The organism is Streptomyces sp. NPDC055749 (genome assembly GCF_053617235.1).
In genome coordinates this window covers 47,529-74,311 of record NZ_JBSHFH010000023.1, presented here as the reverse complement: position 1 = coordinate 74,311, position 26,783 = coordinate 47,529, and the positions used below count along the sequence as shown (strand labels likewise).

The 26,783-nt window shown below is 71.1% G+C and carries 27 protein-coding genes and 1 pseudogene; 13 read left to right on the top strand and 15 right to left on the bottom strand.

Annotation, left to right across the window (positions count from 1 at the left end):
- Positions 1-14 precede the first annotated feature (14 nt).
- The 8 genes from ACWGO0_RS19270 to ACWGO0_RS19235 form a co-directional block, all read right to left on the bottom strand.
- A complete protein-coding gene (locus ACWGO0_RS19270) occupies positions 15-617 on the bottom strand; it encodes a TetR/AcrR family transcriptional regulator (RefSeq protein ID WP_453535953.1) in 603 nt (200 codons plus the stop codon).
- Positions 605-1,339 (bottom strand): enoyl-CoA hydratase family protein, encoded by a 735-nt coding sequence (locus ACWGO0_RS19265; RefSeq protein ID WP_453535950.1) that lies wholly within the window; start codon positions 1,337-1,339, stop codon positions 605-607. The genes ACWGO0_RS19270 and ACWGO0_RS19265 overlap by 13 nt, the downstream gene beginning before the upstream one ends.
- On the bottom strand, positions 1,336-2,919 hold the full coding sequence (locus ACWGO0_RS19260) for a 4-coumarate--CoA ligase family protein (RefSeq protein WP_453535947.1): 1,584 nt from the start codon (positions 2,917-2,919) through the stop codon (positions 1,336-1,338). The genes ACWGO0_RS19265 and ACWGO0_RS19260 overlap by 4 nt, the downstream gene beginning before the upstream one ends.
- 93 nt (positions 2,920-3,012) lie before the next feature.
- Positions 3,013-4,185 carry an acyl-CoA dehydrogenase family protein gene (locus ACWGO0_RS19255; RefSeq protein ID WP_453535944.1) on the bottom strand — a complete coding sequence of 391 codons (1,173 nt, stop codon included), beginning with the start codon at positions 4,183-4,185 and terminating at the stop codon, positions 3,013-3,015.
- Positions 4,182-6,116, bottom strand: a complete 1,935-nt coding sequence (locus ACWGO0_RS19250) for an acetyl/propionyl/methylcrotonyl-CoA carboxylase subunit alpha (protein WP_453535941.1) — start codon at positions 6,114-6,116, stop codon at positions 4,182-4,184. Before ACWGO0_RS19250 ends, ACWGO0_RS19255 begins: the two co-directional genes overlap by 4 nt.
- Before the next feature lie 8 nt (positions 6,117-6,124).
- Positions 6,125-7,732, bottom strand: a complete 1,608-nt coding sequence (locus tag ACWGO0_RS19245) for an acyl-CoA carboxylase subunit beta (RefSeq protein ID WP_453535938.1) — start codon at positions 7,730-7,732, stop codon at positions 6,125-6,127.
- Positions 7,729-9,453 (bottom strand): acyclic terpene utilization AtuA family protein, encoded by a 1,725-nt coding sequence (locus ACWGO0_RS19240; RefSeq protein WP_453535935.1) that lies wholly within the window; start codon positions 9,451-9,453, stop codon positions 7,729-7,731. The genes ACWGO0_RS19245 and ACWGO0_RS19240 overlap by 4 nt, the downstream gene beginning before the upstream one ends.
- Positions 9,453-10,253 carry a TIGR03084 family metal-binding protein gene (locus ACWGO0_RS19235; RefSeq protein ID WP_453535933.1) on the bottom strand — a complete coding sequence of 267 codons (801 nt, stop codon included), beginning with the start codon at positions 10,251-10,253 and terminating at the stop codon, positions 9,453-9,455. Before ACWGO0_RS19235 ends, ACWGO0_RS19240 begins: the two co-directional genes overlap by 1 nt.
- A gap of 128 nt (positions 10,254-10,381) precedes the next feature.
- Between ACWGO0_RS19235 and ACWGO0_RS19230 the strand changes: the two genes are divergently transcribed.
- From ACWGO0_RS19230 to ACWGO0_RS19215, 4 genes are all read left to right on the top strand, one after another.
- Positions 10,382-11,092, top strand: coding sequence for an NUDIX domain-containing protein (locus ACWGO0_RS19230; protein WP_453535930.1), 711 nt, complete (start codon positions 10,382-10,384; stop codon positions 11,090-11,092).
- 248 nt (positions 11,093-11,340) lie between these two features.
- Positions 11,341-11,754 carry a hypothetical protein gene (locus tag ACWGO0_RS19225; RefSeq protein WP_453535928.1) on the top strand — a complete coding sequence of 138 codons (414 nt, stop codon included), beginning with the start codon at positions 11,341-11,343 and terminating at the stop codon, positions 11,752-11,754.
- Between the two features lie 62 nt (positions 11,755-11,816).
- The gene (locus tag ACWGO0_RS19220) at positions 11,817-12,059 is read left to right on the top strand and encodes a ribbon-helix-helix domain-containing protein (RefSeq protein ID WP_453535925.1); all 243 of its coding nucleotides are present in this window, start codon (positions 11,817-11,819) and stop codon (positions 12,057-12,059) included.
- Entirely contained in the window at positions 12,056-12,490 is a 435-nt protein-coding gene (locus ACWGO0_RS19215) for a type II toxin-antitoxin system VapC family toxin (protein ID WP_453535923.1), read from the top strand. Before ACWGO0_RS19220 ends, ACWGO0_RS19215 begins: the two co-directional genes overlap by 4 nt.
- 15 nt (positions 12,491-12,505) lie before the next feature.
- Here ACWGO0_RS19215 and ACWGO0_RS19210 read toward each other — a convergent pair whose 3' ends face one another.
- Positions 12,506-12,658, bottom strand: coding sequence for a hypothetical protein (locus tag ACWGO0_RS19210; RefSeq protein ID WP_453535920.1), 153 nt, complete (start codon positions 12,656-12,658; stop codon positions 12,506-12,508).
- Between the two features lie 81 nt (positions 12,659-12,739).
- Positions 12,740-13,714, bottom strand: a complete 975-nt coding sequence (locus ACWGO0_RS19205; RefSeq protein WP_453535917.1) for an EamA family transporter — start codon at positions 13,712-13,714, stop codon at positions 12,740-12,742.
- Between the two features lie 188 nt (positions 13,715-13,902).
- Between ACWGO0_RS19205 and ACWGO0_RS19200 the strand changes: the two genes are divergently transcribed.
- Positions 13,903-14,808 (top strand): LysR family transcriptional regulator, encoded by a 906-nt coding sequence (locus ACWGO0_RS19200; RefSeq protein WP_453535914.1) that lies wholly within the window; start codon positions 13,903-13,905, stop codon positions 14,806-14,808.
- 16 nt (positions 14,809-14,824) lie between these two features.
- On the opposite strand, the gene ACWGO0_RS19195 is transcribed toward ACWGO0_RS19200, so the two are convergent.
- Positions 14,825-16,546, bottom strand: a complete 1,722-nt coding sequence (locus ACWGO0_RS19195; protein ID WP_453535911.1) for an LCP family protein — start codon at positions 16,544-16,546, stop codon at positions 14,825-14,827.
- A 269-nt stretch (positions 16,547-16,815) separates the two neighbouring features.
- On the opposite strand from ACWGO0_RS19195, the gene ACWGO0_RS19190 reads away from it, so the two are divergent.
- From ACWGO0_RS19190 to ACWGO0_RS19155, 8 genes and pseudogenes are all read left to right on the top strand, one after another.
- Positions 16,816-18,252 (top strand): sensor histidine kinase, encoded by a 1,437-nt coding sequence (locus ACWGO0_RS19190; RefSeq protein WP_453535908.1) that lies wholly within the window; start codon positions 16,816-16,818, stop codon positions 18,250-18,252.
- Complete coding sequence (locus ACWGO0_RS19185; protein WP_453535905.1) at positions 18,249-18,695, top strand: roadblock/LC7 domain-containing protein; 447 nt, start codon at positions 18,249-18,251, stop codon at positions 18,693-18,695. The genes ACWGO0_RS19190 and ACWGO0_RS19185 overlap by 4 nt, the downstream gene beginning before the upstream one ends.
- Positions 18,692-19,063, top strand: a complete 372-nt coding sequence (locus tag ACWGO0_RS19180; RefSeq protein ID WP_453535902.1) for a DUF742 domain-containing protein — start codon at positions 18,692-18,694, stop codon at positions 19,061-19,063. The genes ACWGO0_RS19185 and ACWGO0_RS19180 overlap by 4 nt, the downstream gene beginning before the upstream one ends.
- Entirely contained in the window at positions 19,044-19,676 is a 633-nt protein-coding gene (locus ACWGO0_RS19175) for a GTP-binding protein (RefSeq protein WP_453535899.1), read from the top strand. Before ACWGO0_RS19180 ends, ACWGO0_RS19175 begins: the two co-directional genes overlap by 20 nt.
- Positions 19,673-20,920 carry a cytochrome P450 gene (locus ACWGO0_RS19170; RefSeq protein ID WP_453535896.1) on the top strand — a complete coding sequence of 416 codons (1,248 nt, stop codon included), beginning with the start codon at positions 19,673-19,675 and terminating at the stop codon, positions 20,918-20,920. The genes ACWGO0_RS19175 and ACWGO0_RS19170 overlap by 4 nt, the downstream gene beginning before the upstream one ends.
- The gene (locus ACWGO0_RS19165; protein ID WP_453535893.1) at positions 20,917-22,125 is read left to right on the top strand and encodes a cytochrome P450 family protein; all 1,209 of its coding nucleotides are present in this window, start codon (positions 20,917-20,919) and stop codon (positions 22,123-22,125) included. The genes ACWGO0_RS19170 and ACWGO0_RS19165 overlap by 4 nt, the downstream gene beginning before the upstream one ends.
- Before the next feature lie 87 nt (positions 22,126-22,212).
- Positions 22,213-23,331: a phosphoserine transaminase gene (gene serC / locus ACWGO0_RS19160; protein ID WP_453535890.1), complete on the top strand. Its 1,119-nt coding sequence runs from the start codon at positions 22,213-22,215 to the stop codon at positions 23,329-23,331.
- Positions 23,332-23,403: 72 nt separating this feature from the next.
- Positions 23,404-23,658 (top strand): annotated as a pseudogene (locus tag ACWGO0_RS19155) (Uma2 family endonuclease); the annotation flags it as partial.
- A gap of 19 nt (positions 23,659-23,677) precedes the next feature.
- On the opposite strand, the gene ACWGO0_RS19150 reads toward ACWGO0_RS19155, so the two are convergent.
- Genes ACWGO0_RS19150 through ACWGO0_RS19135 form a run of 4 tightly spaced genes read right to left on the bottom strand, consistent with a single transcriptional unit; the run spans position 23,678 to position 26,738 of the window.
- Positions 23,678-24,343 carry a class I SAM-dependent DNA methyltransferase gene (locus ACWGO0_RS19150; protein WP_453535887.1) on the bottom strand — a complete coding sequence of 222 codons (666 nt, stop codon included), beginning with the start codon at positions 24,341-24,343 and terminating at the stop codon, positions 23,678-23,680.
- Positions 24,344-24,354: 11 nt separating this feature from the next.
- On the bottom strand, positions 24,355-24,870 hold the full coding sequence (locus ACWGO0_RS19145; protein WP_453535884.1) for a GNAT family N-acetyltransferase: 516 nt from the start codon (positions 24,868-24,870) through the stop codon (positions 24,355-24,357).
- Positions 24,871-24,909: 39 nt separating this feature from the next.
- Positions 24,910-25,746, bottom strand: coding sequence for an ABC transporter permease (locus ACWGO0_RS19140; protein WP_453535881.1), 837 nt, complete (start codon positions 25,744-25,746; stop codon positions 24,910-24,912).
- The gene (locus ACWGO0_RS19135; RefSeq protein WP_453535878.1) at positions 25,743-26,738 is read right to left on the bottom strand and encodes an ATP-binding cassette domain-containing protein; all 996 of its coding nucleotides are present in this window, start codon (positions 26,736-26,738) and stop codon (positions 25,743-25,745) included. Before ACWGO0_RS19135 ends, ACWGO0_RS19140 begins: the two co-directional genes overlap by 4 nt.
- Positions 26,739-26,783 lie beyond the last annotated feature (45 nt).

Below are 26,783 nucleotides of genomic sequence, written 5' to 3'. Positions count from 1 at the left end.
GGTCGGTCCAGGGATCAGTCCAGCACGCCGTCCAGCAGGGCCGCCCACTGGGTGACGACCCTGCGGCGGCGTGCTGTGTCGTCCGTCAGCAGGTTGGCGAGGCCGAGGCCGCGGGCCATGTCCAGGAGTCCCTGGACCGTCTCGCGTACACCCGGCCTCTCCTCGTCGGCCCCGAGGAGTCCGACGGCGATGCGGTGGGTCTCGCGGCCGACGCGGGCTTCGAGCTCGGTGACACGGGGGCGGAGCTGCTCCTCGTTGGACGCGGCTACCCAGAGCTGGAGCGCGGCGCGGAAGAGCGGTCCGGTGTAGAGGTCGACGAGGGCGGCGACGACCTCCGTGCGGCCCTGGACGGGCAGGGCGCGCAGGGCCGCGGAGCGTTCCTCGGCGACGTACTCGACGGCCGCGGTGAACAGGTCCTCGCGGGTCGGGAAGTGGTGCTGGGCCGCGCCGCGCGACACCCCGGCGCGTTCGGCGACGACGGAGACCGTGGAGCCCGCCCAGCCGTGTTCGGCGAGGCAGGCCACCGCGGCTTCGAGGAGGCGCAGGCGCGTGGCGCGGCTCCGGTCCTGCTTCGGTGTCTTCGGCATCGGTGTCCTCTGTAGTGTCACAACACCCATGCGGGGTCCCGTCGTTCGAGGAAGGCCGTCATCCCCTCCCGTGCCTCGGCCGAGGTGAAGAGGGCTGCCGAGCGCGCGATGAGGTCTTCGGCGTACTGGTCGAAATTCTTCAGCACAGTAGCCGTGACCAGCTCCTTGGATGCCCGCAGCCCTTGCGGTGAGGCCCTGCGCAGTCCGTCCAGTACGGGTTCGAGCGCCTTGTCCACGTCCTCCCCGGCCAGGGTGATCAGGCCGGTGCGGGCGGCTTCCGTGGCGTCGAAGCGCTCGCCGGTGAGGAAGTAGCGGGCGGCGGCGGACGGGTCCATGCGGGCCAGCAGCGGCAGCGAGATCACGGCGGGGGCGAGGCCGAGCCGGGACTCGGTGAGCGCGAAGCTCGCGTCCGGCCCGGCCACCGAGATGTCGCAGGCGCCCAGCAGCCCGAGGCCACCGGCCCTGACATGCCCGGTGACCCGGGCCACGACCGGTTTGGGCAGGGCCACGATCCGGCGCATGAGCGCGACGAACGCCGCCGGGTCGGCCGGTCCCTTCAGGTCCGCACCGGCGCAGAACGTGTTGCCGGTGTGGGTGAGGACGACCGCCCGTACGGTGTCGTCGGCCGCGCACGCGTCCAGGGCTTCGCCGAGCTCGCCGACGAGCCGCGCGGAGAGCGCGTTGCGGTTCGCCGGCGAGTCGAGGGTGAGGGTGGTGATGCCCTCGGCGTGGGTCGGTGGGGCGAGGGTCACGTGTTCTTCTCCTTCTCGCGGTCGCGCAGTTCGCGCCGCAGGATCTTCCCGGAGGCCGCGCGCGGTACGGCGTCGATGAACTCGGCCCGCCGGACCTTCTTGTACGGGGAGACGCGCTCGGCGACGTACGCCATCACGGCCTCCTCAGTCAGCTCCTCGCCGCCGGGCCGGCGCACCACGTACGCCTTGGGTACCTCGTTGCCTTCGGCGTCGTAGACCCCTATGACCGCGGCGTCGGCGATCTGTTCGTGGCCCAGGAGCAGCGCCTCCAGTTCGGCGGGGGCGACCTGGTAGCCCTTGTACTTGATGAGTTCCTTCACGCGGTCGACGACGAACAGCCAGCCCTCGTCGTCGACGCGCCCGATGTCCCCGGTGTGCACCCAGCCGTCGCTGTCGATCATGTCGGCGGTGGCTTCGGGGCGGCCGAGGTAGCCCTTCATCACCTGCGGTCCGCGGATGAGGACTTCGCCGTCGGTGCCGGTGCCGGCGTCCTTGCCCGGGTCGTCCAGGGCCACGATCCGCATCTCGGTGTTGGGGAGCAGCTTCCCGACGGCCCCGGGCGGCGGGTTGTCGGCGGACAGCGGGACGACGTGGGTGCCGGGCGAGAGCTCGGTCATGCCGTACGCCTGCCGGACGGGCGGCAGGCCGAGGCGGGCGGAGCAGGCGGTGGCCGTGCCGGCGTCCAGGGGTGCGGCTGCGCTGACGATGTACTCCAGCGACGACAGGTCGTACTGCCCGACGGACGGGTGCTTGGCGAGGGCCAGGACGATCGGCGGAGCCACGTACAGCCCGCTGATGCGGTGCTTCTCGATCGCGCCGAGGAACTGGGCGAGGTCGAAGCGCGGCAGCACGACGACGGTGGCGCCGCAGCGCAGCGGGGCGTTCATCAGAGCCGTGAGGCCGTAGATGTGGAAGAAGGGGAGCACGGCCAGGATGGTGTCGCCGGGGGCCATCGGGATGAAGGGGCGCAGCTGTTCCAGGTTGGTGCCGATGGAGCGGTGGGTGAGCATGACGCCCTTGGGGGCGCCGGTGGTGCCGGAGGAGTACGGGAGGGCGGCGATGTCCTCGGCGGGGTCGATGGTGATCTGTGGTTCCGGGGCGGTGGAGCCGAGCATGTCGAGGACGGATGTGTGTCCTTCGGCCTGGTCGCAGACGAAGATCTCCCGGACGGTTCCGGCGAGCGCTGCGGCCTCGCGCGCGACATCCAGGAGCGGGGACACGGTGACGATCCAGCGCGCCCCGGAGTCGCCGAGCTGTTTGGCGAACTCCTCGGCGGTGGCGAGCGGGTGGACGGTGGTGACGGCGGCCCCGGCTCTGGTCGCCCCGTAGAAGACGGCCGGGTAGGCGATGGTGTTGGGGCTGTGCAGGGCGAGGACGTCACCCTTGCGCAGCCCGGCTTCGGCGAGGGCCGCCGCGATGCGGCGGTGGAACGTGTCGAGCTGGGCGTACGTGACCGTGAGGCCGTTCGTCCCGTCGACCAGGGCGACGGTGTCGCCGAATGCGGCGGCCTGTCCGAGAACGGCTTCGTGGATGGGCACATTGAGGGCCGGAACGTCTGCGTACTCGCTGCTGAACACCATGACAGTCCCCTTCGACCGGTGGTGGCGGTGCGGGTGTGGAGAGCCAGAATCTCCCCTGCCGGTACGGCTTGGGGAGACCCCGGCACCCTGCGATCAGTACGACTTGGGCAGTCCCAGCGACTGGTGCGAGACGAAGTTGAGGATCATCTCCCGGCTGACGGGCGCGATCCGGGCGACGCGGGCCGCCGTGACGAGCGAGGCGAGGCCGTACTCGCGGGTGAGGCCGTTGCCGCCGAGGGTGTGGACGGCCTGGTCGACGGCCCTCACACAGGCTTCGGCGGCGGCGTACTTCGCCATGTTCGCGGCCTCGCCCGCGCCCATGTCGTCGCCCTCGTCGTAGAGCCGTGCGGCCTTCTGCATCATCAGCCTGGCCAGTTCCAGTTCGATGTGGGACTGGGCGAGCGGGTGGGCGATGGCCTGGTGGGCGCCGATGGGGTCCTTCCACACCTGCCGGGTGCGGGCGTACTCCACGGCGCGGGCGATCGCGTACGTGCCCATGCCGAGGGCGAACGCGGCGGTCATGATGCGCTCGGGGTTCAGACCGGCGAAGAGCTGGAGCAGCCCCGCGTCCTCGTCGCCCACAAGGGCGTCGGCGGGCAGCCGTACGTCGTCCAGCACCAGCTCGAACTGCTTCTCCGGGGCCTGGAGTTCCATGTCGATCTGCGAGCGCTGGAAGCCGGGGGCGTCGCGCGGCACGATGAAGAGGCAGGGCTTGAGCTTGCCGGAGCGTGCGTCCTCGGTGCGGCCGACGATGAGGGTCGCCTCGGCTATGTCGACGCCGGAGACGAAGACCTTGCGCCCGGTCATCACCCACTCGGCGTCAGGTCCTGAGCCGTCCTTGCGGGCGGTGGTGGTGATGCGGTGGGAGTTGGACCCGGCGTCGGGTTCGGTGATGCCGAAGGCCATGGTGATGCTGCCGTCGGCGAGCCCGGGGAGCCACCGCTGCTTCTGGGCTTCGGTGCCGAAGCGCGCGATGACGGTTCCGCAGATGGCCGGGGAGACGATCATCATCAGCAGCGGCGAACCGGCTGCTCCCAACTCCTCCAGCACGATGGACAGTTCGGCCATGCCGCCGCCCCCGCCGCCGTACTCCTCGGGAAGGTTCACCCCGAGGTAGCCGAGCTTGGCGGCCTCGGCCCACAGTTCGCGGGGGTGTTCCCCCTCGCGGACGAGTGAGGTCATGTAGTCGCGGCCGTAGCGCTTGCCGAGGGCGGCGACCGCGGCGCGCAGGGCCTGGTGCTCTTCGGTTTCGATGGCGGTGCTCATACGTTCTCCTCCGGTGCTGCGGGATCGGTGACGACGGCGAGCAGGGCGCCGACCTCGACCTGACGGCCGGGTGCGGCGTGGAGTGCGGTGAGGGTGCCGGAGGCGGGGGCGAGGATGCGGTGCTCCATCTTCATCGCCTCCAGCCAGATCAGCGGCTGCCCGGCCTCGACGGCCGCGCCGGGCGCGAGTCCGTCCGCGAGGCGGACGACGGTGCCGGGCATGGGGGCGAGCAGGGAGCCGGGTTCGGTGCGTTCGGCGGGGTCGGTGAAGCGGGGCAGCGCGGTGAAGGTGTGCGAGCCGGTGGCGGTGTCGACGTACACCCGGTCCTCGTGGGCGGTGACGGTGAAGTGCCGGGTGACGCCGCCGGTTTCGAGGGTGACCCGGGTGGGGTGCGCGGCGACGATGTGGACGTCGGCGACGGGGACGGGACCGTTACGGGTGGTCCGGTAGGCGGCGTCCGTCTCGGCGCCGTCGGGTTCGGAGCGGTAGCGCTTGGTCTGGGGCTGCGAGGCGACGTTGCGCCAGGCGCCGAACCGGGCGGGGCCCGGCCGGTGGGACGCGGCGTCCGCGAGGGCGGCGGCGAGTGCGGCGAGCTCGCGGCCTTCCGGCCGGTGTGTGAGCTCGTCCAGGTGGCGGTCGTAGAAGCCGGTGTCGAGGCGGGCGGCGGCGAAGTCCGGGTGGCGCAGGGAGCGTACGAGCAGGTCGCGGTTGGTGGCGGGGCCGTGGATGCGGGCGCGTTCCAGGGCGCGGGCCAGGTGGCGTACGGCTTCGGCGCGGGTGGGCGCGTGGGCGACGACCTTGGCGAGCATGGGGTCGTAGTGCACGCCGACCGTGTCGCCGCCGGTGTACCCGGTGTCGAGGCGCAGCCCGGGTTCTTCGGGCACCTCCAGCGTGAGCAGTGGTCCGGTCTGCGGCTGCCAGTCACGCGCCGGGTCCTCGGCGTAGAGCCGGGCCTCGACGGCGTGGCCGCGCGGCTGCGGGGGCCCGTCGGCCGGCAGCGGTTCGCCCTCGGCGGTCCGCAGTTGCAGGGCGACGAGGTCGAGCCCGAACACGGCTTCCGTCACGGGGTGTTCGACCTGGAGGCGGGTGTTCATCTCCAGGAAGTACGGGCGGCCCTCGGCCGATACGAGGAACTCGACGGTGCCCGCCCCGACGTACCCGACGGCCCGCGCGGCGGCGACGGCGGCGTCGCGCAGCCGGTCCCTGAGCGCGTCGTCGAGTCCGGGCGCGGGGGCCTCCTCGATCACCTTCTGGTGACGACGCTGGAGGGAGCAGTCACGGGTGCCGAGCGCCCACACGGCCCCGTGCCCGTCGGCCATGACCTGGACCTCGACGTGCCGGCCGCGTTCGACGTACGGCTCGGCGAACACCTCACCGTCCCCGAACGCGGAGACGGCCTCCGCGGAAGCGGCCTCCAACTCACCGCGCAGTTCGCCCATTTCCCGTACGATCCGCATCCCGCGCCCACCCCCGCCCGCCGCCGCCTTGAGCAGCAACGGCAGATCGTCGTCGGTGGCGCAGGCCGTGTCCACGGGTGCGAGGAGCGGCACACCGGCGGCTGCCATCAGCTCCTTGGCGCGGGTCTTGGACGCCATCAGCTCGATGGCCTTGACCGGCGGCCCCACCCAGACGAGCCCCGCGTCCTGCACGGCGGCGGCGAACCCGGCGTTCTCGGAGAGAAACCCGTACCCGGGATGGACGGCGTCGGCGCCCGCCGCGAGCGCGGCTGCGACGACGAGATCGCCGCGCAGATACGTATCGGAAGCCGCGGCCCCCGGCAGACGTACGGCGGTGTCCGCCTCCCGTACGTGGAGGGCTCCGGCGTCCGCGTCCGAGTACACGGCGACGGTGGAGATGCCCAGCTCACGGCAGGTGCGGAAGATCCGGCATGCGATCTCGCCCCGGTTGGCGACGAGGAGGGAGCTGATCATGTTCGTCCTCACATCCGGAAGATGCCGAAGCCGCCGCGGGCGCCCTCGACCGGTGCGGTATGGATCGCGGACAGGCACATCCCGAGGACGGTCCTGGTGTCGCGCGGGTCGATGACCCCGTCGTCGTACAGGCGCCCGGACAGGAACATCGGCAGGGACTCCGACTCGATCTGCTGCTCCACCATGGCGCGCAGCCCGGCGTCGGCCTCGTCGTCGTAGGGCAGCCCCTTCGCGGCGGCCGACGCGCGGGCGACGATCGACAGCACCCCGGCCAGCTGCTGCGGCCCCATGACGGCGGATTTGCTGCTCGGCCAGGCGAACAGGAAACGGGGGTCGTAGGCGCGCCCGCACATGCCATAGTGCCCCGCGCCGTAGGAGGCGCCCATGAGCACGGACAGATGCGGCACCTTGGAGTTCGACACCGCGTTGATCATCATCGCCCCGTGCTTGATGATGCCGCCCTGCTCGTACTCCTTGCCGACCATGTAGCCGGTGGTGTTGTGCAGGAAGAGCAGCGGGATGTCGCGCTGGTTGGCGAGCTGGATGAACTGGGCGGCCTTCTGCGACTCCTCGCTGAACAGCACACCCTGCGCGTTGGCGAGGATCCCGACGGGATAGCCGTGCAGCCGCGCCCACCCGGTCACCAGGCTGCTTCCGTACAGCGGCTTGAACGCGTCGAAGTCCGAGCCGTCGACCAGCCGGGCGATGACCTCGCGCGGGTCGAAGGGGACCTTCAGATCCCCCGGCACGATGCCGAGCAGCTCGTCCTCGTCGTACTTGGGCGGCTCGGCCGGCCCCGGATCGCCGTGTGCCTTGCGCCAGTTGAGCCGGGCGACGACGCGCCGGGCCTGCCGGATCGCGTCCTGCTCGTCGACGGCGAAGTGGTCGGCGAGACCGGAGGTCCTGGCATGCATCTCGGCGCCGCCGAGCGATTCGTCGTCGCTCTCCTCGCCGGTCGCCATCTTCACCAGCGGCGGACCGCCGAGGAAGACCTTCGACCGTTCCTTGATCATCACGGTGTGGTCGGACATGCCGGGGACGTACGCCCCACCGGCCGTCGAGTTCCCGAAGACGACGGCGACGGTCGGGATGCCCGCGGCCGACAGCCGGGTGATGTCACGGAAGAGCGCCCCGCCCGGGATGAAAATCTCCTTCTGCGAGGGCAGATCCGCACCCCCCGACTCGACGAGGCTGATGCAGGGCAGCCGGTTGGCGAACGCGATCTCGTTCGCCCGCAGGGCCTTCTTCAGCGTCCAGGGGTTGGAGGCCCCGCCGCGTACGGTCGGATCGTTGGCGGTGATCAGGCACTCCACGCCCTCCACCACCCCGATCCCGGTGACGAGCGAGGCACCCACTGTGTACTCGGGGGAGGCACTCCCCCAGGCGGCGAGCGGCGACAGCTCCAGGAACGGGCTGTCCGGGTCGACCAGCAGCTCGATGCGCTCCCGGGCGAGGAGCTTTCCGCGCTTACGGTGCCGGGCCACGTACTTCTCGCCGCCGCCCGCGAGCGCCTTGGCGTGCTCGGTGTCGAGCTCGGCGAGCTTCGCGAGCATGGCTTCGCGGTTCGCGGCGTACTCGGGACCTGCGGTGTCGAGCGCGGTGGGCAGGACGGTCATGCGTTCACCTCCGTGGTGTCCGACGTGCTTTCCGGCAGGGCGTCCAGCAGCGATACGGGTACGGGCAGGCACCGCGACCGCAGCCACTCCCCCACCGCCTTGGCCTGCGGGTCGAAGCGGGCCTGCGCGGCGACGCCCTCGCCGAGCAGCCCCTGGACGACGAAGTTCAGGGCACGCAGCCCCGGCAGGACATGGCGTACGACGGTGAGCGGCCCGGTCTCCGGCAGCAGCTCCTTGAAGCGCTCGACGGTCAGCTCGTGGACCAGCCAGCGCCACTCGTCGTCGCCGCGCACCCACACCCCCACATTGGCGTCGCCGCCCTTGTCGCCGCTGCGGGCACCGGCGATCCGGCCGAGCGGGACGCGTCGTGTCGGCCCCGCGGGGAGCGATGAAGGCAACGCAGGCTCCGCAACATTGGCAAGGACCCGCGTCTCGACGGGCTCGGCCACCCGTACCCGCCCCCCGTCCGGCAGGACGGCGACATGTTCCACGTCGCCCGCCGGTACGAAGGCGGCCTCGAACACCCCGTAGGGCGCGCCCTTCCCGGGCGGGGCGGTGACGTGGAAGCCGGGGTAGCTGCCGAGGGCCAGCTCGACGGCCGCGCCGGAGACGGCACGGCCGACCACCTCCGCGTCCTGGTCGCGGACGACGAGCCGGAGGAGGGCACTGGCCGTCTCCTCGCTGCCGGCGTCGGCGTGGTCGGTACGGGCCAGCTCCCACCGCACCTCGGCGGGCCGCGCGCCGGACCGCCCGAACGCGTCCTCGAACTGCTCCCTCACCAGCCGCGCCTTGGCCTCGATATCGAGGCCGGTGAGGACGAAGACGACCTCGTTGCGCCACCCGCCGAGCCGGACGAGCCCGGCCTTGAGGGTGGGCGGCGGGGCCTCGCCCCGCACCCCGGAGATCCGCACCCGGTCCGGGCCGTCCTGCGTCAGCCGTACGGTGTCGAGCCGGGCGGTCACATCGGGGCCCGCGTACCGCGCCCCGTTGGTCTCGTACAGCAGCTGCGCGGTCACCGTGCCGACGTCGACGACACCCCCCGTACCGTCGTGCTTGGTGATGACGCAGGACCCGTCCTCATCGATCTCGGCGAGCGGGAACCCGGGCCTGCGAACGTCATGGTCGCCGAAGAACGCGTAGTTCCCGCCGGTCGCCTGGGTCCCGCACTCCAGCACGTGCCCGGCGACGACGGCCCCGGCGAGCGCGTCGTGGTCCTCGGGGCCCCAGCCGAAGTGGGCGGCGGCGGGCCCGGTGACGAGGGCGGCGTCGGTGACCCGCCCGGTGACGACGACATCGGCCCCGGCGCGCAGACACGCGGCGATCCCGGCACCGCCGAGGTAGGCGTTGGCGGCGAGGAACCCGTCCGGTACGGGGAGGCTGTCGCCCTCGACGTGGGCGACGCGCACGGGCACGCCCACCTTGTCGGCCAACTCCCGTACGGCGTCGGCCAGTCCGGCCGGGTTGAGCCCCCCGGCATTGGCAACGATCTTCACCCCCCGCTCGTGCGCGAGCCCGAGCCCTTCCTCCAACTGCCGCAGGAAGGTGGTGGCGTACCCGCGCCCCGGGTCCTTGAGTCGGCTCCGCCCGAGGATCAGCATGGTCAGCTCGGCGAGATAGTCGCCGGTCAGGACGTCGAGGGGGCCGTCGGTGAGCATGTCGCGTACGGCGTCGAAGCGGTCACCGTAGAACCCGGAGGCATTCCCGATCCGCAGGGGCCGCATCAGCGGCCCTCCCTCGCCGGGCGCCCCGGCCCCGCAGGTCCCGCGAACGCCTGCGCGATGTCCAGCCACTGGTCGGCGTCCGCCCCGACGGCCCGGACCGCGAGGTCGTCGCGGTGCGCGCGCTGGGTGACAAGAAGACAGAAGTCGAGCAGCGGCCCGGTGACCCGCTGCGCCGCCCCCTCCGACCCGAAGCCGATCAACTCACCGTCACCAGCCATGAGTTCCACCCGGAACTCCTCCCCGGGCACCTTCATCCCCCGTACGAGAAAGGCGTAGTCGCGGGCCCGCACCCCGATCCGGGCGATGTGCCGCAGCCTGTCGGTCGGCGGCCTGGTGACGCCGAGGGCGTCGGCGACGTCCTGACCGTGCGCCCAGGTCTCCATGAGCCGGCCGGTCGCCATGGACGCCACCCCCATGGGCGGCCCGTACCAGGGGAAACGGGCACCGGCCGGTGCCGACCTCAGCGCCTCCTGGAGCCGCGACCGCCCCTCCCGCCACCGCGTCAGCAGCTCCTCCGGCGTCAGCGCGGCCACCAGATCCTCGGCGCCCCGGTCGACGAAGGAGTCGGGGTCGGCCACGGCCTTGGCGACTTCCCCCGCGAAGGCGTCGGGGTCGGTGACGGCGAGCAGCACGGCCTCATCGGTCCAGATGAGATGCGCGACCTGATGGGCGACGGTCCACCGCTCTGCGGGCGTGGGCCCGGCCCACGCCTCCCCGCTCAACTCGGCGACCAGCGCGTCGAGTTCGGCGCTCTCCTCGCGCAGATCGTCGAGTACGGAAACGGCTGCGGCATCGGACACGGTGCACTCCCTCGGGGCGTGGCGGTGTGCCCAGGAGCATGTCAGCGAGCGGATAAGCAAGCAAGCATGCTTGCATTATTTTCCGCTCCCGCTCCCCCGAGGTGCGGCACGTGCGGAACAATCCTGAGATGACAGACCAACCACACACGCTGGACGTGCACTTCGACGGCGACAAGCTGATCCTCGAAGAGCACCGGGACGAGACAGGCCCCTTCTACGCGTTCCCCCGCACCGGCACCGCGCCCTCCCCCGGACCGCGCGCCGCGCTCCCCTGGACCGAGGCCCTGCACGCCCGTATCCACCCGCTCGGCACGGCGGAACAGGTCCTGCGCACCTGGTCCAAGGGCCGCCCACCGCAGGGCACGGCACCCCACCACGACCCGACGACCACCCCGCCCCGCCGCATCCGCGCGGGCTGCGTCGTCATCCGGGACGACCGCATGCTGCTGATCAGGTGCGAGGACGGCGGCACGCATTACGAGATCCCGGGCGGCGGGGTCGAGGACGGCGAGACCGTGGAGGCGGCGGCGGTACGCGAGCTGATGGAGGAGACCGCCCTGAGCGGCACCCCGGTCCGCGAGGTGGCCAGGACCTGGCGCGAGCGCGGCCGGGGCCACTATTTCCTGATGGCCGCCGAAGGCGAGGTCGGCCCCGCCGAAACCCTGGACAACTACGGGGGCCGCCCCGAGTGGGTCCCGGTCCGAGACCTCCCCACCACCCCCCTGTGGCCCCGCCGGCTCTCCTGGCGGATCGCCCACTGGCACCACACGAGCTGGCCCACCCGCCCGGCGGAACTGGCGGACTCCATCCACGAGCTGGACCGGCCGTGCACGTGGTGACGGGAGCGTGCTTCGAAGGTCGGAGGCGTACCGATGAGCGCAGGCTTCCCGTGGCCGACCGGTGAGGACACCCTGCGGATACGCTCGGCGGCGGCGTCCCGGCCAAGGGAGGTCGCATCGGAGAGCGGGGGCTCATGAAGCGGTCGTTCGGAGTGAGTCGGCGGGCCTGGCTCTCACTGGGTTTCGCAGTGGGAGCTACCGCGGCGGTATGCGGGGGCGTGTACGCGATCAGTGATACGCCGGAGTCGGTGCCGGACCACAAGCGGGTGCGTACCGATGTAGCACCGTTGCAGGACGTATTCGGTGAGGCGGGCCGACTGTCGGAGCCGCGATGGCTCCTTTACGACCGGGATGGCGTGGGGTCCGGGCGGTTGGGCCCGCCCAGCCCCGACCCGCGCTACCGCGCCGTTGGCATCGTCCGTCTTCCGGCAGGGAGCATCGCCAAGATTCTGCGCGATCCCGCATACGCCTTCGCCCCCGCCACGCCGGGCGCCGTACCGCAGCCGCTGAGAGAGTTCGTCCCCGAGCAGGCCCGGTGGATGAGCAGCACGGCGTACGACACCCACGTACTGGGGCCCGATCCGGGCGAGCTCACCAGTGGGCGGTTCTTCCTCGACGCGGCCGATGACCGGCTGTATTTCGACACCGTCAACCCCACTTAGGGCAGATCTAGCGTGCCCCTCATCTCAGGTGCCCTACGTATGGCAGGTGGTATCTTGGAGGCGTGATAAAGACGACGGTGTACCTCCCGGAAGACCTGGAAGTACGACTCGATGCCCAGTCGTCGGCCACCGGGATCAGCAAGGCCGAACTCATCAGGCGGGGCATCGCCCTCCTGCTCGACGACGCCGAACGGCCCAAGCGGAGCCGGAAGCTTCCGGTCTTCGACAGCGGGCGCCAACTCAGCCCCGAGGCCATGGACGACACGGTCTACGAGCACATCAAAGAGCGGGCTGCGCGCCGTTGATCATCGTTGCCGACACTTCCGCCCTCTACGCCGCCTTCGATTCCGCGCAGCGGGAGCACTCCGGAGCCGCGGAGATTCTCGAGAACGAGACTCTCGCCATCTCCCCGCTGGTTATCACCGAGCTGGACCACCTGGTGCACCGAGACCTCGGGTTCCCGGCGGCCATGCAGGTCATGGAGGCGCTGAACTCCCGCATGGTGGACGGCCAGTACAGACTGGCCGAACTGCGGCCCGCCGACCTCGGCGCAGCTCACGAAGTGCGCCAGAAGTACGAGGCACTGCGGCTGGACCTCGCCGATGCGGTGGGTGTGGTTCTCGCGGACCGGTACAAGACCAACCGCATCTTCACGCTCGACCAGCGGGACTTCCGGGCCATCACACCTCTGACGCCCGGCCTCACCGCGTTCCGCATCCTGCCCGTGGACAGCTGAGCCGAAGCCTGCGGGCTAGCCCTCGCGCTCACCCTCGGCCTGCGACGGTTCCGTCCTCGGGACCTCCTTGTGGACCTCGGGGCTGTTGCGCTCGTTGGTTTCGTCGCGCTCGCCCTCGGCCTGCGACGGGGTGTGGGAGTAGAGACCCTCGGGCTCAGTGGATTTCATGGCCGACCTCCTTCGCCCCCTCCCATCCTGCCTCCCGGAAGCCGCCCCGGCGCGGCGGCGACGTCCGGGGAAGCGGCCGGTTCAGAGGTCCGATGCGGGGCGGCGTGCGGCGTTCACCTGGCTGCGTACCGCGCCCATGCTCGCGCCGATCACCAGGGCTATGGCCAGGGCGTCCGTGGTGGAGAGCGCCTGGTCGAGGATCAGGAAGCCGGCGGCGGCGGCGATGGCCGGTTCCAGGCTCATCAGGACCGCGAAGGTGGAGGCGGGGAGGCGGCGCAGGGCGATGAGTTCGAGGGTGTACGGGAGGACCGAGCTCAGCAGGGCCACCGCGGCGCCCAGGGCGATCGTGGACGGGACCAGGAGTTTCGAGCCCGCGTCCAGGATGCCCAGGGGGAGGGAAAAGGCCGCGGCCACGACCATGGCCAGGGCCAGGCCGTCGGCCTGGGGGAAGCGGCGGCCGGTGCGGGCGCTGAACACGATGTACGCCGCCCACATGGCGCCCGCCGCGAGTGCGTACGCCGCGCCGAGCGGGTCCAGGCTGCCGACGCCTCCGCCGCCGAGCAGGAAGACACCGGCCATGGCGAGGCCCGCCCAGATGAGATTGACCAGTCGGCGGGAGACGATCACCGAGAGGGCGAGCGGGCCCAGCACCTCCAGGGTGACCGCGACGCCCAGCGGGATCCGTTCGATCGACTGGTAGAAGAGGATGTTCATGCCGCCCATCGCGGCGCCGAACGCGAGGACCGTGCCCCAGTCGGCCCGCGAGTGGCCGCGCAGCTTGGGGCGGCACACGATCAGGAGCACCACGGCCGCGGCGACGAGCCGGAGGGTGACGACGCCGAGGGCGCCGGCCCTCGGCATCAGCAGGGCCGCGATCGCCGCTCCGAACTGGACCGAGAGACCGCCCGCGACCACCAGCGCCACCGGACCGAGCGCCGCTCCCCGGCCGCCGGGGCGGCGCTGCTTGCCGGCCTCGGGCCCGGGAAGCGCGGAAACCGCCTCGGGTACGGAGACCGCTGCTGCGGCCGGTTGTGCGGCACTGCTCGGGACGTCCACCTGGGTCCGGCCTTCCGGGAGAGAGGTTTCGTTTGAGTCAGTCAGTTGAGTTCACTTGAGTTCAGTGCACTTCAATGTACTGATTGATCCAAGATACTGCACTTGATGCGTGCGGCTCGTCCCTCCACCGTAGAGACGCGGGCGGTTCGCGTGAAATGCCTCTTGCGCTCCGGTTATGCTCCGCACGCATGAGCACAGGACCCGTCACCGGACCCGCCACCGGCCGCTCCATCGAACTGCGGCACCTGCGCGCCTTCCTCGCCGTCGCGGACGAGGGCAACGTCACCCGCGCCGCCGCCCGCCTCAACCTCACCCAGCCCGCCGTCTCCCGCACCCTCGCGGCCCTGGAGAAACATCTGGGCGTCCGGCTCGTCGACCGCTCCACCCACCACCTCGCCCTCACCGCCGAGGGCGCCGCCTTCCGCGACAAGGCCGCCGCCGCGGTCGCCGCCTTCGACGAGGCGGTCGACCCGGACCGGCTGCGCCACTGGCCGCTGCGGATCGGACACGCCTGGTCCGCGTTCGGCCCGTACACGACACCGCTGCTCAGGGCCTGGCACGAACGCCACCCGAGGACCCCCCTCGAACTGCTGCGGATCGACGACCGCACGGCGGGCCTGACGCGTGGCGAGGTCGACGCGGCGCTGCTGCGGGGGCCGGTCGACACCCCTGGCCTTGTCACCGAGGTGCTGTTCACCGAGGACCGGGTCGCGGCCGTGACCGCGGACGGGCCGCTCGCCGCCCGCACCTCGCTGACCCTCTCCGATCTGTCGGACGGCCCCGTGGTCCTGAACACCGTCTCCGGCATCACCACCCTCGACCTCTGGCCGCCGCACGACCGGCCCACCACCACGCTCACCGTCGCGAACACCGACGACTGGCTGACCGCCATCGCGGCGGGCCGCGCCTCCGGGGTCTCCGCCGTGTCCACGGCCGCCATGCACCCGCACGCCGGAGTCGCCTACCGGCCGCTCGACGACGCCCCGCCCGTCCCGGTCCTCCTCGCCCGGCGGGACGCACCCGGGCACCCGGCACTGCCGGAGCTCGCAGCCCTGGCCAGGGAGATCGTCGGCGGAACGCGGAAAGAGACGTAGAAGAAACCCCGCAGGGCTACTTCGCGCAGACCGACTTGTCGGCCTCCACCCGCTGAATGCCCTCCGGGGTCTTCGTCGGCGGGGTCAGCGGGGTGCCGGCTTCCTTGAAGTCCGGGCCGAGGGTCAGCTGCATCGGGTCCGTCTCGCCCGCCGCCTCGGTCGTCGGCTTCAGGGCCGAGGACGACAGGCCCATCAGGTCCGCGAGCTGACGGGCCTGGTCCGCCTGGTTGGGCGCGTAGACGAGCTGGGTCTTCGTGACCTTCTCGGGTGCGTTGGCCATGTTGCTCGACTTGAGCACGCCCTCCGAGTTCTGCAGCCAGTCGATGGCGTCCTGCGCGGAACCGGCCGGGGCGCCGCCGTTGAAGACATCGACCCGTACGTCCGCCGACGCGGCCCGGGGGCCCTTGAGCTTGGCCGCCGCCTGGGCCTTCTTCTGCTTCTTCACCTCGGTGAGGGAGATGTCCTCGCGGATCATCGAGAAGAGCTGCGGAGCCTTCGCCTCGTCCAGGACGACGGTGGCCTTGACCTTCTCCGCAGGATTGTCGATGACCGGCACCGTCGTGAACGTGATGTTCTTCATGTCGACGGAGCTCAACTCCATGCCGAGCTTGCGGAGTTGATTGATGTCGCTGATCTTGTCGTCGACCGTCAGCGCCTTGGTCGCGGCCTCGGCGAGCTTGAACATCTTCGTGGGGCTGGTGAGCGTCTCGTTGGACTTGAGCTTCCGCATCAGCGAGCCGAGGAACTGCTGCTGGAGCTCGATACGGCTCAGGTCACCGCCGAAACCGACGGACTTACGGGTGCGCAGGAAGGCCAGGGCCTGTTCGCCGTCGAGCGTGTGCTCGCCCTTGGGCAGCTTGAGGTGGGACTTGTCGTCGTCGATGTCCTTGGCCAGGCAGACGTCGACACCGTCGACCGCGTTGGTCAGCGTCTTCACCGCGTTGAAGTCCGCCACCATGAAGTGGTCGGCCTTGATGCCCGTCAGCTCGGTGATGGTGCGCATGGTGCAGCTCGGCGTACGTTCGTACTGACCAAGGCTCTCGTTGAACCGCTTGCCCGGTGTTGCCGGGATGTCCTTCATCGAGCCGTCGCTCTGCTTGGTCGGGCAGTCCGGGATGTTGATGATCAGGTCGCGCGGAATGCTCAGCGCGGTGGCGTTCGTACGGTCCTTGGAGACGTGCAGCAGGATCGTGGTGTCGGCGTGACCGACGCTGCCCGCGTCGCCGTACCCCTCGTTGCCCGCGCCGGTGCGCTTGTCCGTGCCGATCACGAGGACGTTGATCGCGCGGTCCTTGCTGAAGCCCCCGGTACCGGCGCCGTCGTCGGCTACGGCGGTGATGTTGCCGTTGAAGTGCTGGTACACGAGGTAGGCGCCGGTGCCGACGGCGACCAGCAGGAACGCCATGACCCCGCCGGTCCAGATCAGGGCCTTCTTCTTCTTGGCCTTCTGCTTGGGCCTGCGGCGCCCGGTCTGCTGTGCGGCGGGCTGCCGGGAGGAGCGTCCTCGCTGGCTGGGCACGGTGCCGCGTTCGCCGGGCGCTTTGCCGCGTTCGCCGGATGCCGCGCCGCGTTCGCCGCTTCCGGAGCGGCGACGCGCGGAGCGGCCGGGTACGGGGGGCGCGGACGGTTGCCCTGCGGACGGAGTCAGTCGCAGTTCGTAATCGCCGGTGTCCGGGTTGAGTACCCACTGGTCAGCGGGGTCGACAGCCTCGCCCCGACCACGGCCTTGCGCGTCCACGGTTCCCTGCTTCCTCCATCGGGCCACTCAGCCTATCCGCCCGGCTTCTCGGGCGGTCCGGCGTCCGGCGTCCGACCCCCGCCACTGGTGGGCCCCACCGGGAAATCAAACAGAAATGACCACAGAGAATCCCCAAACAAGTCGTCAATTCTCCTATAGTTGCCGAGACTTGATCAGGAATAGTCAGCTCCAGTTATAACGTTCCGCCCTTCATGAAATGAAGCGCCCTGATTGCCCCGACCCGTACCGTCCGCCCCCAAGGACTCCGATTGCGCCCTATATTCCGGCCGACCGCACTCGCCCTGCTGGTCTCGGCAGCCGTAACCGGTTCTCTGTCCCTGTGGGCCGTCGCCGTCGCTCCCGCAACGGTACGGACCCCGCTGGCCTGGGGGGCGGGCTCCGCCGCCGTACTGCTCACCGCCGCCGTGACCGTCGCCGTCCACTCCCTGCTCACCGCACGCGGCCTGCGCACGCTGCGGGCCGCCGACGCCCAGCGGTTCACCGCCGAGACCTCACGGCTCGTCTCGTCCTCCGCCGCCGAGGCGCAGCGCTTCACCGCCGAGACCGCCCGGGTCAACGCCCAGGCGGCGGCCGAGACGTCCCGGGTCACCTCCGAGGCCGCCGCGGAGTCCGACCGCCTCACCGCCGAGGTGAAGCAGCTGACCACCCGCGCCACCCGCAGCGAGACCGAGCGCTCCGCGGCCGTGGCCGCCTGCGCCAACGCCGCGGGCCGGATGCAGGCCCTGGCCACGAGCATGCTGGCCGACCTCCGCGAGATGGAGCACCGGCACACCGCGGAGGACGTACTCGGCGATCTCCTGCACCTGGACCACCGCACCGCCCAGGCGGGCCGGCTGGCCGACTCCATCGCCGTACTGACCGGCGCACGCTCCGGCCGCCGCTGGGCGAAGCCGATCGTGATGGAGTCGATCCTGCGCGGCGCGATGGGCCGTATCGGCAGCTACCAGCGCGTACGGCTGCACTCCACCAGTGACGTCGCGATCGCCGGGCACGCGGCCGAGGGCATCATGCACGCGCTCGCCGAACTCCTCGACAACGCGGCGAACTTCTCGCCGCCCACCGCCGAAGTGCATGTGTACGTCGAAGAGGTACCGGCGGGCATCGTCATCACCGTCGAGGACAGCGGCCTGGTGATGAGCGATGTGCAGCTGCGCCGCGCCGAGCGTGCCGTGTCGTCCGAGAACCAGGACCTCACCGGCATCTCCGGCACCCGCCTCGGCCTCGCCGTCGTCGGCCGGCTGGCCCGTAAGCACGGCCTCACCGTCTCGTTCCGGCCCTCCGCGCGCGGCGGTACGGGCGCGCTGATGATGCTGCCGCACGAACTCATCTCCCGTGCGGCGGCCCCGGCCGCGGCCCCGGAGATCCCGGCTCCCGTACCCGTACCCGTACCCGCTCCTGACACGGAAGCCGCACCGGAAGCCGAGCTGCCCGAGCCCCGCGAGGAGCACGCCTCCGCGTCGGAAACGGCGGGCGCACTCCCCCGGTTCGGCGAGAGCGGCCTCCCCAAGCGCCGCCGCGGACGCACCCTCGCCGCCGCCGAGTCCCGTACCGGCACCGTCGGTTCGGACGACGCCGACACCTCCCGGCCCCGTACCACCGACCCGAAGGTCCAGGCAGCCCGCTTCAGCACCTTCAGCAAGGCGGTACGAGCCAACTCCCCGCACCCGGAAGGCAACACCCGATGACCGCGACCACCGACGAGAAGCTCAACTGGCTGCTGGAGGGGCTGCTCGAACGCACTCCCGGCACCCGGCACGCCCTCGTCCTGTCCCGGGACGGCCTCAAGCTGTGCCGCACCCCGGAGCTCTCCGTCGACCAGGCCGACCAGCTCGCCGCGATCTCCGCCGGCATCCAGAGCCTGTCGCACGGCGCGTCCATCGAGTTCGGTGACGGCACCGGCGGCGTACGGTCCGCGATGGCCGAGTTCTACGGCGGGGTGCTGTTCATCGTGGAGGCGGGCGCGGGTGCCCATCTCGCGGTCGTCGCGTCGGAGGACTCCGACGTCGGCCTCGTCGGCCACAACATGAGCGAGCTCGTCGAGCAGCTCGGCGAGCACCTCGTCGCCCCGCCCCGAACCCACGCGGAAACGGCGGCCGGAGCGCAGGCCGCGGAAACCGCGGACGTATGACGGCGGCGCCCCGTCGCCGCCCGGGCCGCGACGACGACCCGGACCGGCTCTACACCCTCACCGGGGGCCGCAGCCGGTCCGATTCGGCCGCCTTCGACCTGGTGACGCTCGTCGTCTCCGAGTGCGAGCCGTCCGCCGGCATGCAGTCGGAGCACGTCGCGATCCTGCGGATGTGCGAGCGGCCGTCCGCCGTCGTCGAGATCGCCGCGAGCCTGGACCTGCCCGTCAGCATCGTGCGCATCATGCTGTGCGATCTGCTCGACACCGGCCGGATCAGCGCCCGGCACCCCCGTACTGCCCGTGTCGCGGACCGGCTCCCCGACCCCGACATCCTGGAACAGGTGCTCGTTGGACTCCGCAACCTCTGACCGTGCCGCCCTGCAGGCCACGGCCGACAACGGACTGAAGATCGTCATTGTCGGTGGCTTCGGGGTCGGCAAGACCACCATGGTCCGTTCCGTGAGCGAGATCCGTCCGCTCAACACGGAAGAGACCATGACCCGCGCGGGCGAGGCCGTCGACCACCTCGACGGCGTGCAGTCGAAGACGTCCACCACGGTCGCCTTCGACTTCGGCCGGATCACACTCGACGCGCGCTCGGTGCTGTATCTCTTCGGCGCGCCGGGACAGGAGCGCTTCTGGTTCCTCTGGGACCGGCTGTTCTCCGGCACGCTCGGCGCCGTCGTCCTCGTCGACACCCGGCGGCTCTCCGACTCCTGGTACGCGATCGACCGGCTGGAGCACCACGGGACGCCGTTCATCGTCGCGTGCAACGACTTCGGCGGTCCGTTCCACAGCGAGCAGCAGATACGGGAAGCGCTCGACCTCTCCCCGGACGTACCGCTCGTCGAGTGCGACGCCCGGGACCGGTCGTCCAGCAAGTACGTGCTGATCACCCTGGTCGAGCACCTCCAGCAGCTGGCCGCCGCCCGCAACCGGGACGCGGCCCTGGCCTCCAGCACCCCGGAGCCCACCTCGTGAACCAGTGCCCCGTGACCCACGGCTCCGTACCGCTGTCGGGCCCGCGGTTCCAGACCGACCCCGTGCAGCTGTACCGGGACATGCGCCGCGACCACGGCGCCGTCGCCCCGGTCGTGCTCGACGGCGACGTGCCCGCCTGGCTGATCCTCGGCTACCGCGAGCTGCACCAGGTCACCAGTGACCCGGTGCTGTTCAGCCGGGACTCCGACCTGTGGAACCAGTGGGACCGCATCCCGGACGACTGGCCCCTGCTGCCGATGATCGGCCGCAAGCAGCCCTCCATCCTCTACACCGTCGGCGAGCGGCACAGCCTGCGCGCGGCGATGATCAGCGACGCGCTGGAGGGCGTGGACCCGTTCGCACTCAAGCGGTACGCGGAGGAGTTCGCGGACGCCCTCATCGACCGGTTCTGCTCCACCGGCCGTACGGAGATCATCGCCGAGTACGCGATGCTGCTCCCCGCCCTCGTACTGGCGAAGATCTACGGCTTCTCCAACGAGACCGGAGAGGCGCTCGTCGGCTCGATCAACGACATGATCGACGGCCGCGAGCGGGCGCTCGCCGGGCAGCTGCATCTCGCCTCGTCCATGATCCAGCTGCTGGCCGACAAGCACGCCGAGCCGGGGGAGGACGTCGTGACGCGGATGCTCGCCAACACCGACGGCTTCTCGGACGAGGAGGTCACCCAGGACCTGATGGTCATGATGGCGGCGGGCCACCAGCCGACCGCCGACTGGATGGGCAACTCGCTGCGGCTGATGCTGACCGACGACCGGTTCGCGGCCTCGCTCGCCGGCGGCCGGCACAGCGTCGGCGAGGCGATGAACGAGGTCCTCTGGGAGGACAGCCCCACCCAGAACGTGGCCGGCCGCTGGGCCGCCCGCGAGACCCGCCTCGGCGGCCGGCACATCAAGGCGGGCGATCTGCTGCTCCTGGGGATCGCCGCGGCCAACGGCGATCCCCAGGTGCGTACCGACGGCTCCTCGCTCACCGGCGGGAACAGCGCGTTCCTGTCGTTCGGCCACGGCGAGCACCGCTGCCCGTTCCCCGCGCAGGAGACCGCCGAGGTCATCGCCCGTACCGGCATCGAGGTGCTGCTCGACCGGCTGCCGGACGTCGACCTCGCGGTCCCGGAGGCGGAGCTGACGCGGCGCCCTTCCCCATGGCTGCGCGGCCTCACCGCCCTGCCGGTCCTCTTCACTCCCACGCCCGCGCTCGGAACCGCCTCTGGAGGCCAGAAATGACCCGGATCGTCCTCGACCCCTTCGTCGCCGACCTTGACGCGGAGAGCGCCGCACTGCGTGCCGCGGGACCGCTGGCCGAGGTCGAGCTGCCGGGCGGGGTGCACTGCTACGCCGTCACCCGCCACGCCGAGGCGCGTGCGCTGCTCACCGACAGCCGCGTCGTGAAGGACATCAACGTCTGGGGCGCCTGGCAGCGCGGCGAGATACCCATGGACTGGCCGCTGATCGGGCTCGCCAACCCGGGCCGTTCCATGCTGACGGTGGACGGCGCCGATCACCGCAGGCTGCGCACGCTGGTCGCGCAGGCGCTGACGGTGAAGCGGGTGGAGCGGCTGCGGGCGGGCATCGAGGCGCTGACGAACGCGAGCCTGGACCGCCTCTCCGCGCTGCCCAAGGGCGAGACGGTCGACCTGAAGGCGGAGTTCGCCTACCCGCTTCCCATGAACGTCATCAGTGAACTGATGGGCGTGGACGCCGCCGACCACCCCCGCCTCAAGGAGCTGTTCGAGAAGTTCTTCTCGACGCAGACGCCGCCGGAGGAGGTCCCGCAGATGATGGCGGACCTCGGCGCGCTCTTCACGAAGATCGTGGACGAGAAGCGGGCGACCCCGGGCGACGACCTGACGAGCGCCCTGATCGCGGCATCCGAGGACGGCGACCACCTGAGCGACGAGGAGATCGTCAACACCCTCCAGCTCATCATCGCGGCCGGTCACGAAACGACGATCAGCCTGATCGTCAACGTCGTGGAGGCGCTCCAGACCCACCCGGAGCAGCGCAAGCGCGTGCTGAACGGCGAGGTCGCGTGGGAGAACGTGATCGAGGAGACGCTGCGCTGGAACACACCCACCTCGCACGTCCTGATCCGCTTCGCGACCGAGGACGTCCCGGTCGGCGACCGGGTCCTCCCGAAGGGTGAAGCCCTGATCGTCTCCTTCGGCGCGCTCGGCCGCGACGAGGAGCAGTACGGCCCGACGGCGGGCGACTTCGACGTAACCCGCTCCCCGAACCGCCACATCGCGTTCGGCCACGGCCCGCACGTCTGCCCCGGCGCGGCACTCTCCCGCCTCGAAGCAGGTGTCGCCCTCCCGGCGCTCTACGAGCGCTTCCCGGAGCTGGACCTCGCCGTCCCCGCCTCCGAACTCCGTAACAAGCCGATCGTCACCCAGAACGACCTGTTCGAACTCCCGGTCGACCTGGGCTGACACGGGCGTCGTCCACGAGCTGGAGCACGCGTCTCATCCGACGGACACGGTCCTCGACCGTCCACCGGACCGACTACGCTCCGGCTCGTGGCCGACATCCAGATCCCCGCTGACATCAAGCCCGCCGACGGACGCTTCGGCGCCGGTCCCTCCAAGGTGCGGACGGAGGCGCTCGACGCGCTGGCCGCCACCGGCACCTCCCTCCTCGGTACGTCCCACCGCCAGGCTCCGGTCAAGAACCTGGTCGGCGAGGTACGTGACGGTGTGCACAGCCTCTTCTCCCTCCCCGAGGGATACGAGGTCATCCTGGGCAACGGCGGCTCCACCGCCTTCTGGGACGTCGCGACGCACGGTCTGATCGACTCCAAGTCCCAGCACCTGAACTTCGGCGAGTTCTCGTCGAAGTTCGCCAAGGCCGCCAAGCTTGCCCCGTGGCTGGCCGACCCGACCGTCATCGCCTCCGACCCGGGCACCCACCCGGACCCGAAGGCCGAGGCGGGCGTCGACGTGTACGCCTTCACCCACAACGAGACCTCGACGGGTGTCGCCGCGCCCATCAAGCGCGTCGCGGGTGCCGACGAGGGCGCGCTGGTCCTGGTGGACGCCACCTCGGGCGCGGGCGGCCTGCCGGTCGACATCACCGAGACGGACGTCTACTACTTCGCCCCGCAGAAGTCCTTCGCCTCCGACGGCGGCCTGTGGATCGCGGCGTTCTCCCCGGCAGCCCTGGACCGCGCGGCGCGCATCCACGCGTCGGGCCGCCACGTCCCGGAGTTCTTCTCGCTTCCGACGGCGATCGACAACTCCCTCAAGAACCAGACGTACAACACCCCGGCCCTGGCGACGCTGTTCCTCCTGAACGAGCAGCTGAAGTGGATGAACACCCAGGGCGGCCTGGACTTCACCACCGGCCGCACCGCGCAGTCGGCGCAGAACCTGTACGGCTGGGCCGAGGAGTCCAAGCACGCGACCCCGTTCGTCACCGACCCGGCGAAGCGCTCGCAGGTCATCGGCACGATCGACTTCGCGGACGAGATCGACGCATCGGCGGTCGCGAAGGTGCTGCGCGCCAACGGAATCGTCGACACGGAGCCGTACCGCAAGCTGGGCCGCAACCAGCTGCGCGTGGCGATGTTCCCGGCGATCGACCCGTCGGACGTCCAGGCACTGACGGCCTGCATCGACTACGTGATCGAGAAGCTGTAGCGGTTACGCGTACGAGGACGGCCCTGCACACGAAACGTGAGCAGGGCCGTTTCTGCTTCACTCGACCGGGGGGAGGTGACCTCCGGCAATTACAAGAACGACCTGCGCAACAAGGTCGCCGCATACGCCGAAGCCAAGATTCCGGTCTACGTGATCGTCGACCGTAAGCACAGCCGGGTCCACGTCCTGACCGAGCCCCAGGCCGGTGGATATGACCGACACGAGGTGTACGCCCCCGGCCAGGAGGCTCCGCTCCCCGCGTCCATCGGCGCCGACGTGACGCTCGACGTCGCGGATCTGGTCAAGGCCGGACAGCGCCGGAGCTGACCCCACCCTCGCCCGCCCGTCAGACACCCCCCGGCCTGCGGGCCATCAGGAACGCCTGCGGGGTCAGCTCGGGAAAGTCGCTCTCGTCGTCCATCTCGCGCACCACCCGCGCCTTCATCGTGAGCCCTGCCTCGGCCAACAGACCGGCCACCCACTCCGGTTGGCGACGCCGGAAGTCGAGGTCGATGTCGTGCCCGAACGCCTCCGTCCGGTGCTTCACCCCGTCTCCCGCCTGGAACCCCAGCAGGAGGTGACCACCCGGGGCGAGCACCCGGAAGAACTCGGCGAACACACCCGGCAGTTGTTCATCGGGAACGTGGATCGTGGAGTACCAGGCCAACAGCCCGCCCAGCGCCCCGTCCGGCAGGTCGAGGCCGAGCATCGACCCCTCCTCGAACCGCAGGCCCGGACAGTGGCGCCGGGCCACGGCCAGCATCCCCGGGGACAGGTCGATGCCGAACACGTCCACGCCCAGCTCGTGCAGATACTTCGTCACCCGGCCCGTCCCGCAGCCCACATCGGCCAGGGGCCCACGGCCTCCGTCCCGTACGAGTTCGGCGAAGCTCGTCAGTACCGCCCGGTCGAGGGGCTTGGCCGCCAGTTCGTCCTGGAAGGTGGCGGCGTATTCGTCGGCGAAGGCGTCGTACGACGTGCGGGTGGCGCTCAGGAAGTCGGCTTCGGTCATGGTGAGGGACCCTAGGCGCCCGGCGCGTCCGCCCGCCACCGGATCTCGCCGTCCTCCCGCACGCCGGTGCGTACGAGCCCGGCCGCCGCGGCGACAGCCGCGGACGCGGCGTGGTCCGGGTGGATGTGCGCGATGACCGTACGGACCTCTCCCGCGTCCAGCAGGTGCGCGACCAGGCCCTTCGCCGCTTCCTTCGCGTACCCCAGGCCCTGCCACCCGGTCCCCACCACCCAGGCGATCTCCGCCTGCCCGTCACGCACCGTCGCCTGTACGTAGCCGGCCAGGCAGCCGTCGGTACGCACCCGGAGCACCCAGTTCCACCAGCGCTCGGCGGGGTCCGGCGAACCGGCGGTCTGGCGTGCGTAGCGGGCGCGCAGGGCATCCGCGTCCTCCGGGGCGCCTCCCGTGTACGCGTGCAGGGCCGGGTCGGCGAGTACGGCAGCCATCTCGTCCGCGTACCCGGTCCGCAGCGGCAGCGCGTCCAGGCGGGCGGTGGAGAAGGGCGCGGGATCTTCGGGCGTCGTCATATCGCCGCCGACCTTACGCCGCACCCCTTCCCCCGCCCCTCAGCGGCTCAGGCGCTGGAACCTGCGGACCGCCAGCGGCAGGAACACCAGCGTGATCACCAGCGGCCACACCATCGCCATCAGCAGCGCGTGCTCCTCGACCCAGGTGCCCCCGCTCGCCACCGGGTTGCCGAACAGCTGACGGGCCGCCGTGACCGTCGACGAGACCGGGTTCCAGGCGGCGACGGTGCCCAGCCAGCCCGGCATCAGCGAGGGCGCCACCAGAGCGCTGGAGATCATCGTGATGGGGAAGGCGATCGCGTACAGACCGCCCGCCGCCTCAGCGTTGGGGACCAGAAGCCCCAGCCACACGCCCACCCAGATCAGGCTGAACCGCAGCAGCAGAAGCAGCCCGAAGGCTCCCACGGCCTCCATCGGGCTGCCGCCCGCACGCCAGCCGATGGCCAGCGCGGTGGCGGCGAGGATCGTCAGCTCGGCGCAGGCCACCACCAGGTCGGCGACCCCGCGCCCCGAAGCGACCGCGGACGGGACCATGGGCATGGAGCGGAACCGGTCGATGACGCCCTTGCCCGCGTCGGTCACGACGGCCATCGCGGTGTTCATGAAGCCCATCGTCATGGTCGTGGCGAACATGCCGGGCATCAGGAACGAGCGGTAGTCGCCGCCTCCGGGCACCTTCATCGCACTGCCGAAGACATACCCGTACAACAGCACGGAGAGGATGGGGAAGCCCAACTGCCAGATGATGGCCACGGGTTGGCGCTGGTAGTGGGTGAGGCTGCGCCGGGTGACGTTCCAGCAGTCGGCGAGCGCCCAGTACGCCCGGCTCCGCCGGGGGCCGGTGAGTTCGTGCGCGGGCAGTTCAAGCGTGGTCATGCGGCAGCCTCCTGTACGTCGTCCTTCTCCGCACCGCGCCCCGTCAGGCGCAGGAACACGTCGTCGAGGCTCGGCCTGCGCAGCCCGATGTCCTCGACCGCGATCCCCTCGTCCTGGAGGGTCCGCGCCACCTCGGTCAGGGCGGCCACTCGGTCGGCGACCTGGGCGTGGACGCGGCGGTCCGCGTCCTCCGTCACCACGAGGCCGCCCCCGGCCACCCGGTCGACGGCCTTCACCACCGCCGGCAGGTCCACGGCATCGGCGGCGACGACCTCGATCCGGTCCCCGCCGACCCGGTTCTTCAGCCCGTCCGGGGTGTCGTCGGCGATGGCCCGTCCGCGGTCGATGACCGTGATGTGCGAGGCGAGCCTGTCCGCCTCGTCCAGATACTGCGTGGTGAGCAGCACCGTCGTGCCGGCCGCCACCAGCGCCCGCACCGCGTCCCACACCTCGCCGCGGCTGCGCGGGTCGAGCCCGGTCGTCGGCTCGTCCAGGAACAGGACGTCCGGCGCGAGGATCATGGAGGCCGCGAGGTCGAGCCGCCGCCGCATGCCTCCGCTGTAGGTCTTGACGCCGTTCCCGGCCGCGTCCTGAAGGTCGAACCGCTCCAGCAGCTCCGCCGCCCGCCGCCGCGCCCCGGCTCCGCCGAGGTGGAACAGGCGCCCGAACATCTCCAGGTTCTGCCTGCCGGTGAGGACCTCGTCAACGGCGGCGTACTGCCCGGTGAGCCCGATCCTGCTCCGTACGAGACGGGGTCGGCGCCGCACGTCAAGACCCGCGACCTCCACCCGCCCGCCGTCGAACCGCAGCAGCGTGGCGAGCACCCTGACCGCGGTGGTCTTCCCGGCACCGTTGGGCCCGAGCAGCCCGTGCACGGTGCCGGGCCGGACGGCCAGGTCGAACCCGTCGAGCGCCCGCTTCTCGTCCCCGCCCTTCACCGCGTACCGCTTCACGACGCCTTCGGCCAGCACCGCATATCCGGACGCACCCATCGCAGGACCCCCTTCGCAATCTCACAACACCGAACCGAGTACGCT

Coding starts and splice junctions, on each gene's coding strand:
- ACWGO0_RS19270 (WP_453535953.1), bottom strand. CDS start 617: ATGGGTGTTGTGACACTACAGAGGACACCGATGCCGAAGACACCGAAG.
- ACWGO0_RS19260 (WP_453535947.1), bottom strand. CDS start 2,919: ATGGTGTTCAGCAGCGAGTACGCAGACGTTCCGGCCCTCAATGTGCCC.
- ACWGO0_RS19255 (WP_453535944.1), bottom strand. CDS start 4,185: ATGAGCACCGCCATCGAAACCGAAGAGCACCAGGCCCTGCGCGCCGCG.
- ACWGO0_RS19250 (WP_453535941.1), bottom strand. CDS start 6,116: ATGATCAGCTCCCTCCTCGTCGCCAACCGGGGCGAGATCGCATGCCGG.
- ACWGO0_RS19245 (WP_453535938.1), bottom strand. CDS start 7,732: ATGACCGTCCTGCCCACCGCGCTCGACACCGCAGGTCCCGAGTACGCC.
- ACWGO0_RS19240 (WP_453535935.1), bottom strand. CDS start 9,453: ATGCGGCCCCTGCGGATCGGGAATGCCTCCGGGTTCTACGGTGACCGC.
- ACWGO0_RS19230 (WP_453535930.1), top strand. CDS start 10,382: ATGACAGACCAACCACACACGCTGGACGTGCACTTCGACGGCGACAAG.
- ACWGO0_RS19210 (WP_453535920.1), bottom strand. CDS start 12,658: ATGAAATCCACTGAGCCCGAGGGTCTCTACTCCCACACCCCGTCGCAG.
- ACWGO0_RS19200 (WP_453535914.1), top strand. CDS start 13,903: ATGAGCACAGGACCCGTCACCGGACCCGCCACCGGCCGCTCCATCGAA.
- ACWGO0_RS19185 (WP_453535905.1), top strand. CDS start 18,249: ATGACCGCGACCACCGACGAGAAGCTCAACTGGCTGCTGGAGGGGCTG.
- ACWGO0_RS19180 (WP_453535902.1), top strand. CDS start 18,692: ATGACGGCGGCGCCCCGTCGCCGCCCGGGCCGCGACGACGACCCGGAC.
- ACWGO0_RS19165 (WP_453535893.1), top strand. CDS start 20,917: ATGACCCGGATCGTCCTCGACCCCTTCGTCGCCGACCTTGACGCGGAG.
- ACWGO0_RS19150 (WP_453535887.1), bottom strand. CDS start 24,343: ATGACCGAAGCCGACTTCCTGAGCGCCACCCGCACGTCGTACGACGCC.
- ACWGO0_RS19145 (WP_453535884.1), bottom strand. CDS start 24,870: ATGACGACGCCCGAAGATCCCGCGCCCTTCTCCACCGCCCGCCTGGAC.
- ACWGO0_RS19140 (WP_453535881.1), bottom strand. CDS start 25,746: ATGACCACGCTTGAACTGCCCGCGCACGAACTCACCGGCCCCCGGCGG.
- ACWGO0_RS19135 (WP_453535878.1), bottom strand. CDS start 26,738: ATGGGTGCGTCCGGATATGCGGTGCTGGCCGAAGGCGTCGTGAAGCGG.